Annotated in this window: 8 protein-coding genes; 2 read left to right on the top strand and 6 right to left on the bottom strand. The window is 43.8% G+C overall.

Going from position 1 to position 10,819, the window contains the following annotated elements:
- Positions 1–488 precede the first annotated feature (488 nt).
- The 5 genes from GY843_RS18955 to GY843_RS18975 form a co-directional block, all read right to left on the bottom strand.
- Positions 489–1,343, bottom strand: a complete 855-nt coding sequence (locus GY843_RS18955; protein WP_297312018.1) for a hypothetical protein — start codon at positions 1,341–1,343, stop codon at positions 489–491.
- Positions 1,340–2,563 carry a hypothetical protein gene (locus GY843_RS18960; protein WP_297312019.1) on the bottom strand — a complete coding sequence of 408 codons (1,224 nt, stop codon included), beginning with the start codon at positions 2,561–2,563 and terminating at the stop codon, positions 1,340–1,342. The genes GY843_RS18955 and GY843_RS18960 overlap by 4 nt, the downstream gene beginning before the upstream one ends.
- Positions 2,563–3,195: a hypothetical protein gene (locus tag GY843_RS18965; protein WP_297312020.1), complete on the bottom strand. Its 633-nt coding sequence runs from the start codon at positions 3,193–3,195 to the stop codon at positions 2,563–2,565. The genes GY843_RS18960 and GY843_RS18965 overlap by 1 nt, the downstream gene beginning before the upstream one ends.
- A gap of 4 nt (positions 3,196–3,199) precedes the next feature.
- Complete coding sequence (locus GY843_RS18970) at positions 3,200–6,886, bottom strand: ATP-binding protein (RefSeq protein WP_297312022.1); 3,687 nt, start codon at positions 6,884–6,886, stop codon at positions 3,200–3,202.
- Between the two features lie 62 nt (positions 6,887–6,948).
- Positions 6,949–7,206, bottom strand: coding sequence for a hypothetical protein (locus GY843_RS18975; RefSeq protein WP_297312024.1), 258 nt, complete (start codon positions 7,204–7,206; stop codon positions 6,949–6,951).
- A 66-nt stretch (positions 7,207–7,272) separates the two neighbouring features.
- Here GY843_RS18975 and GY843_RS18980 point away from each other — a divergent pair, with 66 nt between their 5' ends.
- Complete coding sequence (locus tag GY843_RS18980) at positions 7,273–8,103, top strand: Dam family site-specific DNA-(adenine-N6)-methyltransferase (RefSeq protein WP_297312026.1); 831 nt, start codon at positions 7,273–7,275, stop codon at positions 8,101–8,103.
- Positions 8,104–8,111: 8 nt separating this feature from the next.
- Entirely contained in the window at positions 8,112–8,804 is a 693-nt protein-coding gene (locus GY843_RS18985) for a nuclease-related domain-containing protein (RefSeq protein WP_297312028.1), read from the top strand.
- Between the two features lie 539 nt (positions 8,805–9,343).
- On the opposite strand, the gene GY843_RS18990 is transcribed toward GY843_RS18985, so the two are convergent.
- Positions 9,344–10,651: a hypothetical protein gene (locus GY843_RS18990; RefSeq protein ID WP_297312030.1), complete on the bottom strand. Its 1,308-nt coding sequence runs from the start codon at positions 10,649–10,651 to the stop codon at positions 9,344–9,346.
- Positions 10,652–10,819 lie beyond the last annotated feature (168 nt).

The raw sequence follows: 10,819 nt of genomic DNA on the forward strand, positions 1-10,819 counted from the left end.
GACAAGATTGTTCAATATAGAGCGTGCATTCATGGTGTTTTCTGTGTTGGTTTTTTTTGGCGAAAGATCTGATCACCAAATGCCATGAATGTTCCCTAACTCTTTGACTTTATTTTACTATTCGTGGGGATAGCTCAGTATTTAATTTATTCTTTTAATAGAATTAGTGAGGTTACAAAGGATCGTGAGCCTGTAATATCATCTATGTAAGTGGCTGTTTATCATAATGATACACTGTCAGTATGATTAACAGTCCGTAGATTAAGCGTTAACTCGAACGTCCGGAGTACGATCAAAAAAGTCGTGCAGACAGAATTAGCAGTACGTCCGCTTTTGACCAAAAGCACTCTATATAATGTGTCTAAATGACCACATACAATAGCAGTATCATTGAATATTTTGTCGATAAGCATTTGGAAATTACAGGCATAGAGAATATATTCCCTCTTCAATCGAGCAACCATTTATCTAACTGATGCTAGTATTTATTACCTGACAGACACCTCTGTCAGTGATAAAGCGTGTGCGGCCATTGATTCCTGCATGATTGCGATATTCGACTCAAGCATAAACCTCACTGGAACAGCTAACGCGTTAGATACTTTTGTTTGCAATCTATTCAATTGCTGAGATTGGGTAAAAAACACAGACGGTTGATTAATACGACGAAGTAACGCTGGATGATTCGCAATTTCCTCTATTTCAGGTATTACGAGTCCATCAAATCCAATAGAATTCTCCAAGCCAATTAGTAGACCAGCAGGATCAAAGTCAAAGAAGCCCAAAACGCGCTTTGGATATGATTCTTTAAGTAGAAATTTTAATTTATTGACGTCATGACTATGGCCACGGTAAATAAAAAGCGCGTTGCACAGTGAGTCAGGCCAGTTAAGTTCATGCAAATGACTCATTAAATCACCGTTCTCCACGATGACAACGACTTCTCCGGTTAAATCCAGATTCGATGCAGCAATTGAGAGAAAACACCCCACAGGCAATATGGCGTCGCCGTGAATAGTTTGTATAGGATCGCCGCTAGCTCTGCCCACTCGAAGTAGATGGCTGAACACAGTTGCTTTGAATGTCTTTTCATCGGCATTAATCTTGGACGTTTCGTGGCGTGTAGCGGGCACAGTTACCTTACTGTCAGATGGATCGAGACCAGTTTTATGCTGAATGTAAACTCGAAGTTTTTGGCGTTCTTCAGCAGTGAAGGCAACCTCTTTACCAACAATAACACCCAAGCCGGTTTCATCATGAATCTCTTGCCAGGTTTTATTTAAACGAGCTCTATATTCTCCCCGCGACACCAAACGCTGAACCACTTCAAAATAACGGTTCACCTTACTCGCTCCTGACGGCGTAACAGAATATCCTCTACCCACAAGTTACCTGACATCTGCTTATCCACACGTTCAATGAATCGTAGCTCTATGTCATTACGCTGCTCACCCTTGATTGCATTGACCGCATTCACCAACCCCAACAGCCATATTTCCTTTGAACACGGCAAATTGAATTGCTCATAGACCTTGGTAGCTGAAAATACACCGTTTTGCTGCATGGTCAGTTCAATTAAGTTTTGAGCGGCCAGCCAGATTGGATTCGACTCCAGCTCAACTTCTTCGGCATCCAGCCCATCAACCACCGGCTCAGGGGTATGAACCTCTACCTCTTTACTGCCACTGGTTTCAAGCTTACTGGCAATTTCGGCAAGCGCTAACGCAGAACCTTCGTGATAGGGGTTTGCTCGCGAGTTAACTAGCAGTGCCGGCGCCTTATTTAGACTCTGTGGTATGGCATCCAGTGAGTCTAAGGAGGGGGAATAGTCATCCTCTCGTTCGTACAACTCCAAGACCTGTTCTACCAGTCTGGTTTTCTTTTGCTGCTCATTAATAACGTGAAGCATTTCACGCAAACGACCAATGGCATAGTTGAGTTCTTCACTGCATCTGGCGATAGCCCGGGGGATCACTTTACGCAGTAATAACCGCAGTTCGGTGTTATACCCGGCCTTACTGTCTAATTCTTCAAAATCGAAGCCTTCTAAAATATCGTTGAACTCTCGGGCTTTGTCTACCTGGCGGCGATTTGCTTTGGCCCTAAGCTCTAAATCACGGATTTCCGTGAAACCTGAATTAATATAGTGAGAATACCCCGCCAGTGCATTACGTAAGCTCTCTATCAATTGAAAGCCCAGTTCAAAGGCCTGCCCTAAGAAAGTATCAGCATCTGTTGTCGCGCCTTTCGCATACGCTTGTTGGTAATCATCGACAGCTCGCATCATTTCAGTCCACAATGAACCCACTTCGCTATTGGCCACTGAGATTCGGTAACTGCGTGTCAGTGTATCTAAGGTTGTCGTCAGCGCCCGACTTAATACCACCGGTTCATCCGGATCAATTTGCCAAGCCAGGTGATGCTTTAACATCGACTTTATCGCAGATTGATTCTGCTCAGTATCTAATAGCCGACTCTGCGTATTAAGGTATGCATCCAGCAACGCATCAGCATGAACGGAGATGGCCTTTAAACCGTCTTTGGCATCGTCTAATCGCGCCACTAGAATAACTCCGGCTGGTCGTTGCCATCATCGTCACTTTCCAAATGCTCATTAGCGCGAATGAATTCCAGCACATCGTAGAGGTAACTCCACAGACCTGTTGCTCGAAATAGTGCACCGGATGTATCCTGCACAACCAAATACCCTTTGTCTTTGAGTTTGCCGAGTATCTGATCGATTTTCGCGCTGCTGTTTTTCGCAGACGATTTAAACAAGCCGCTTTTTGTCAATTCATTAAGTTCATGATACTTAGCCGGTGAACTCTCCACCGCCTGCAATAATTCACTTTGTTTAACCAGCATACCGCTCTCAACGGGTTGCCCCATAGCATTTGCTTCGCGGACAAAGCGCATCCACCGTAAAAGCGGCTCTAAATCCTGTGCAACTTCACGAAACACCTGTCGAATAGCTGTTTTCGCCCCTGACTCTTCCACATCAAGAAAAGCGCAATAATACGCCCTACCATCCTGCGTACAAGCCAGTCCCCGGTCTATTTGTGCTAAAAACTTCTCAATCTGGTCGGTATTAATATCATTCTGTAAAAACTGGTATTCATTGGGATAGACTGTTTCACAAATCATCTCACCGGTTAATAGTGTCTGCGCCACACTGGTAAAGGTTTCACTCGCCATAGACTTAGCCCTCCACCATCAATTGGTTCGATTGCGCTAAAAACGGATTATCAGTTTTCACTACCTGATCCTTAAATTGACGAACGCCCTCTTGTACATTGATAAGGTATTTGTGGTCGAAGTGCTGCAAGATATTCGGATCGCTGGTTGGGAATGCAGAATAGCAATAAATCCCTTTCTCGGTGAGCATTTCAAACACCTTAGCGATGTTTTGAAGAGACAAATTGGCGAACTCGTCTATGGACCAGTGCAATTTAATGGCTTCATTAGGACAAAGGTAGCGAGTCATCCCCATGAAAATCACCAGAATCGCCAGATAGGACAAACCGTTACTGGAAGCGTTTTCCATATCTCTTTGACTAGCGATGCGAGCATGTCTGCCATTTTCGTTCAAATGGATGGTTAAACGCAGCAATGAATCAATGTTTTTGCCAATTTTCGCCTGACTAAGCAGTTCATTCGCCCGGTACAGCGCATCCAACAAAGCATCAGGCGGCAATATCTCACTTCTGGATTCACGCCAGGCTTTCCATTGCTGATTAAATGCCGTCAGTGCAGACCAGTAATCCCCTTCCACTATCACTGAAGTTAGCTCGAAGGAAATATCAGTGATTTCATCGAACGGATTGCCAGTATTGACCTCGCGCCCCAAGTGACGCGACACCCGCGCCACTTCTTTGTTGAGGCTATCCAGAATTGTGTGATATTTCGACAGGTTATCACCCACTGCCCGGACTTGCTCTAACAGTCCATCCTTAATAGTCGGTATTTCATTATTAAGCAGTGTTTCAAGATCGAGCGGTTGCGACAACCTGAAGTTATCTTCTGACTCAGCAATCCCCATGCGAGACTGACGCTGGCGAACCAGGTAATCCCATGCCCTATAGATTTTCGAATTGATAAAGGTATTTAATATCCGCTGAACACTAGCGACACCGTCAAATACCTCATTACGCTTTTTGTATTCACCGTCAAGCAGCAACTGAATTTGCTTTATCAGATGTTCAAGGCTACCGGTACCGGTTTCCAATTCAACTGCATTCACGACTCCCGGGCAACGCTTTATCTGATGTTGTCCTTGCTCAATTAACTTAGTGAGAACTTTAAAGCGACTATCTGCCTGCTCCTTTGCGTCTTGGAGTTCTTTGGTAATTGCCTGGTATTCATTCTTTAACTGAAGCAGTTGGGTTTTAAGTGTTTGTAACTCTGTCGACTTCGAAGTCTGTGCAGATTGTAAGTCGCTTAGCTGACTCAAACGGTGCTTTTCAAAGTGGTCGTATTCTTCCAGCGTTTGAAGATAACCACTGACCTTTTTAATGATCGCTTCCTGTTGTCTAACGTTTTCCTCAGCCTGACGAATTTTAGCCGGTTCAACACCTTCCGCCGTGCACCGCTGCTCAAACACTTCCTGAATTTCAGCTTCTTTTTCTTTGCAAAGCGCATCTATCTCAGTACGACGTTCTACCAGGTGGTCCAACTCGGTATCCAAATCACCAAGGTCGGCCGCAAGATTCGTTTTATGCTCCAATACTCCTTGGTCAAAATTACGTTTGAGTTGTTGTTTTTCTTCTTCTGAATCCTTCTCGAACCGAGATAGAGCTAACTTAAGCGCATCCGCCTCTTTGCGATAGGCTTCCTGTCGCTTTCGCAACGCACGTTTTGCTTCTGTATTCTTATCCTTGATTTCCGTGTAAATCGCTGCCCATTCCTTTTGCTGTGTCTGAGCACGTCGTTCAAGAATACGCAGCGCCTTCTCTCGCTCACTCATATACTTATAAATCTGCCCTTCCTGGGTGCGCAAGTCAGCAAGTTTCTCTTCTACTGCAGCGAGTTTAATTTCAAATCCACGTAACGTTTCCTCGAGCTGTGAAATCTCCAACGCAAACTCTGGCTTTTCCAGTTTATGAAGTGCCAGTTCCCAGCCGAATAGGTGACTATCACTACCGCTATTATCCAATACTGGCTCTAAATCTTCTCTTGCCAATATCTCTGCAGGGATCACTTTGCCGATAGTCTCAGGCCAATCTGGATGGTGCTCACGAAGTGCGGCCAAGAAGCTATTTTTGCTAGGCGTGATTAATTTGGTGATCCTGTCAATGTCTGCCTGCAACCGCTGACACTGCGATTCGTGATCACGACGAACCTCGATAATGTCATCCCGCTTTTTACTGGCATCCTGATACAATTTTCGTTCAGTTGCTACTTCCCGATCAGTACTGTTGCATTGCTCTTTCAATAAATCCTCGCGAGCCTCTAACTCATTAATTGCGTGAATTTCATCATCAGTGAACGAGGAAGACAGCGCTTTTTGTTGGGCGACCGTTAATTGTTCTGCACGACGCTGATACTCTTTTAAATGCTCCTCATTGTACTTCTCAAGCGCTTCCTCTCGTTGCTTACGCACTTTCTCAATCAGCGCCTCAAATTGCTTTGTGACCAGCTCACGCTTCTTACCTAATTCGCTTCGCTGTTTTTCAATATCAGCGCGTACTTCATCACGCACTTCTCTGGCATGAGCTATACTTTGTTGTTTTTCAAATTCAAGGTTTTGAACCTGTTTAGTAATATCCGTATAAAACTGCTCTAACTGCGTCAATTCGCTTCGATAGGACTTTAACTGGCCATAGTCAGCACGCATCTGGGGAATATTAAGTTCATCATATCGCTCGCGATCATCCTGGATAGCGTTTATTTCGCGTTCCAGGTGATGTATTCTGCTCGCACAGGCATCTACCTGCTCCCTTAAGGTCATGGACTGGCCGCGATACTGCAATTCCTTATCATTTAACTGGTCATCACACTCACGGATCTTGATCGCCAGTTCATCGCAGGTCTCATGCGCTTCTAATAACCGCGATTTAAGCTGTCCAGCCACAGTATCTCGCTGAGATAACAAGTCTTCTCGCTCGTAGTAACTGGCAATACAACTGCGAATTGCATCTTCCGATTGCGTGAACGTGCGAATAGAACCAATGTCCTCTCGCAAAGATTTGTCCTTGAGCATATCCGAGCGTTCTTCGATATACAGTTCGTTAAACTGCGTTTCAGCAATCATCGTTTTAAAGCGGTCGAACATATCCTTACGACTTAAGACTGAATAAGCCATTGCATCTAAATTGCTCATATAGCTATTCCGGCCACCCAAGCAATATTGGTAAGCAAGTTCCCGTTCGGTGTTTCTACCTCGGCCATGCCGCTGAAGCAGCTTTTTGTCATGTTGGATAATGGCGCGGTAATCAATAATGATGTCAATTTGACGACTGACATCAAATCCCATACTGCTAATAGCCCGAAGCACATCCCCCATGCTCGCACCAGATCCCACCAGTGCCTTTATTGATGGACTGAGAAATGTTTCCTCAAAACCACCAGCAATAAATCGATAAACATGCTTAGTGCCACTGGCATGACGATGAAGCAACGCTAAACGAGGCCCATCATCGCGAAGATATTCAAAGATCAATGCACTAGATTGCTGAGGGAGATAGTATTCAAGAAAAGAGACTTTACCGGCGACTTTGATGACCAATTTATTGGGGTCCGTACCGTAAAACACCGGCACTAAATTGAGCGAGGATGTCTTACCGGCGCCATTGCCACCAGAGAGGTTGGTGTGGCCATTAACATCAATTCTAACTATTTTGTTCCGGTAAATAGAATTACTTAGTACGATCGATTGCAATCCAAGCATTGCCAGGTTTTATCCTTATGACACAAATCATAGTAAGATAATGTATTAATAAGGCTTATGGCTCAACGCTTAATCTCAAAATCTCTCATTCCCATTGGCCGACTGACCCGATTATCAATAACAGGCTCCGGCTCTATTAATGTTAATAACCGTTCTGCCAGCGGGTCCTTGTCCAACATCTCATCATTGATATAGTGATCCAACTCCTGTTGCGAACTATAACGTTCAAAATCGCAATTATCACACCTCACATAATGCTCATCGATATGCAGCAACCCAGCTTCATCGCAATTAGGACAAATGCCTCCAATTTCAGACATAAGTAACGGCCCTCAAGATTGCTAAGACTAATACAATAACACTAAACATAATCACAGGTTAGCACGATGGCCGTTCGCGCATTTATGAAGTATCCAGGGTCCAAACAACTCATGATGAGCAAATTGCTTAGGCATATACCTCGGCAGGGCGATATTCTAATTGAGTGCTTTGCAGGCAGTGCTTCTGTCGCTCTCAATACTTCGTACAAGCGCTACATACTCAACGACAGTAACAAAGACCTTATTACGCTATACAAATTAGTTCACAACGACCCTGAGGCTGTCATCAAAGAAACAAAATCACTGTTCAGGTCTGAGACTAACAATCCTGATTACTATTACGGCTTAAGGGATGCGTTTAACCTCATGACCTGTTTGGAGGACCGGGCAATAGTGCTGCTCTACTTATCGAGACACGGATACAATGGATTGCTACGTTACAACTCTCAGAACCAGTTCAACACACCATTTGGCAAGTACAAAAAACCGTATTTCCCAGAACATGAAATTCACTACTTTGCAGAAAAATTAGAGCATGCAGAATTTCACAGTTTAGATTTTTCTACCTTCATTAACTTAGCCGCCTCAATAGAGGGGAAACGAGATAAAATTTGCGTTTATGCGGACCCGCCCTATCTCAAGCATGACACCCAGTCATCGGTGTTCACTGAATATACCGCTCAAGGATTTAAGCACGAACGGCACGTAGAGCTCGACAGGCTACTAACTGCTAAAAAGCAACATTTTGACCGGGTATTACTCTCAAACCATGATGGTCATTTACTAAGAGAAACCTATAAAGGTGCACAGCGAATTGTGCGATTCAAAGTACCCAGGACAATTTCAGCAAAAACCAAGGCACGCAGACCCGCGCCAGAAGTCTTAATCTATTATTGAGGGTATCGATGGACGGTCAATTAGTTATAGTATTTTTGGGGATAATTCTCCTCACCGGATTCTTTATTGGTCATGCAGTAGCAAATAAATCTAATGGACAGTCCGGTGTATTATGGGGACTTGGCGCTGTTCCTGACAGGATGAACGAAGGTGAGTATATTGTTCATAAAGCATTACACCGAATTCTAGACAAAGAGCGGGAAGTGTTATTTAACAACGTTACACTGACATTAGCAGACGGCTCGACGACGCAGATAGATCACATATTCATATCTACAACTGGGATATTCGTTATCGAGACTAAACATTACGATGGTTGGATATTTGCTGATGCTAGTTCTAAGCAGTGGATGCAGACATTTCAGACCAGCAAACACCCCTTTCAAAACCCTATTCATCAGAATATGAAACACGTCAAAGCCGTAGAATCGATATTTGATTTCCTACCCAAAAAGGTTTTTCACTCAATCATAGTTTTCAGTGGCAATGCTGAGTTTAAAACATCGCAACCTCTTAATGTCATTTATGCTGATGAGCTACATCTTCATCTAAAAAAATATACTGACGATTTAATAAGTATTAACAGGGTGCATTTTTGCGCTGGCCGACTGCTATTTAAAAGACTTCCTAACAACCCTGAGACCGACAAACTCCATGTGAAAAATATCAATCGTCGCCACGCAAATAAACAAGTCTTTTAATGTACTTCATCTATTCAATATCTTTATTACCTTTACCCTCAAATACAATATCAACGGCTATTTTTGCTGGAAATAGTGTAATAAACGATGCACACACCCCTATGAATGCGATAATACTGCGGGGTTCAGTATGTATTACGACGAAAACGAAATTGGCAGCATTGATACAGACCAAAGCCAAAAGAACATTAATAGGATTTCTCTGTATATACCCTTTCAATTTTGGTTCTCCAGGTTACGCTCAAGACATTGCTCTGCTTCCGGGCTCAACTTAAACTGCCGGCATTCTCCTGGCGGCGCAAACTTAAACATATAGCAATGGCCTTCGTCATCAGCCGGATTAATTTCTTTGTAGTAACAATTCTGACAATTCATTATGCACATAGCCATTCCTTAGAAGGTGATTGAATGTAATGCTAAGTGTATTAAGGAACGGGTTGGTAATATTTGGTGGTGAGGGGAGATTAAGGGAGCTTGCGAAGTAACAAAGAGAGACTTTGGAATAAAGGCGAGTTACCTCGCCTTTGAGCGGAGCAATATTAATTACATTGCACTGGCACGACGTTTTTGGACACAGACGCACCAAAAAGCTTACCAGCTTCAAACCAATAAGAACTGTTACTGAAAATGCTGTATAACGCATCTACGGTCACCGGCGCTGCAGAACCACTGTCACCAGGCGCAAATTCAGGTGACATTACATTGCTCACGTCCAGTCTGAATTGCTCTAACTGTGAATCGACGGATTGCATAGTTTCAATAGAAAGGGCGTTTCCGGCCGGTTCCATTGGTCTGAATGCCAACCGCACACCATCCAAGGTCATTAGCAGCGGCCCATTAACAATATCAATCACTGCAGTATCAGCCTCAAAAGCATATTGAGTAGCACCGTCACTGATATCTACAAGATCAGCTTGAGGATAACTGACAACAACAGATAACGGTCCAAACTCATTATACGAATTTACGGTATACTCAACCTGATCGCCCGTTGAACAAGACGAACCTGAATTAATATCCAATGACAAGGTAGGCGCCGAACTTAAATGTGGTAAGTCAGCAAAGGTTTGATTTATGTGGAAGTACGGCGATACATGCTGATTTGCCTGAAGAGTGGCATCCGTCACGACACTTTGTACCGGGGTACTGCTAGCCAGATCAAACATCGTTAGATCTGTTGCTTGACCATAAAAGTCTATATTACCGACAGCGTTGTCATTAGAGGTGAGAAAGAAATTCCCCCAAGATTCAGATATTTCTAGGGAAGCACCGGTTAATTCGAACTCAAAACCATTATCAGACACAACGACCGTAGCTGACGGCATGTCGTACATTACCACCCCCCAAGATTGTTCTGTTGTAACAAAATCAGGCGAATCGGGATCAAAATGTATGCTTAACTCAACAGGTTGGCCATTACTGCCTTCACCGGTAAATGTCAGCACTGACGGACTTTCCGGGGCCTGCGCATCATCGACATAACTTGCACTAAGCGTTGGATCTATATGAGGATACAGCCCCTCATATAACTCAGGAATGTAATTGCTGGTAACGATGTACGAACCAGACAGCACATATTCCCCCGGTGAAAACTCAGTTGGTACAGAATTAAGCAGCGAATAGCCGTTTACGCCTGAGTGAAATTCAAAATAATCAGGGCCATCGCCTGCATTTATTGTAAAACCCGTATAGTCTGCCCCCTGAAAGAAATTCATCGAGACAGAAGAATATGTATATTCATTCCCACTTACAGAGACTGTTAGCGCGCCACTTGGGATAGAGAACGCATTCTCAGAGGTCTCCAGCAAACCAGGATCTTCATCGTCAAAACTAACAACAATCTTCACCTCGCCGTGAGAGTTTTCACCTACAATGGACCAGCGGGGGCATTTGAACGAAAACCTACGGTTTTGAATCCTGTGGCACCCTCGTAACCGTAGGTTTTCGTTTGATAGCCGTTAATCCCTGTATTTGAGGTTCGGCTGCATTCGGCCGGTAAAAGCGTTGAATTTAGC

The organism is Neptuniibacter sp., assembly GCF_024231755.1.
Lineage (GTDB): Bacteria > Pseudomonadota > Gammaproteobacteria > Pseudomonadales > Balneatricaceae > Neptuniibacter.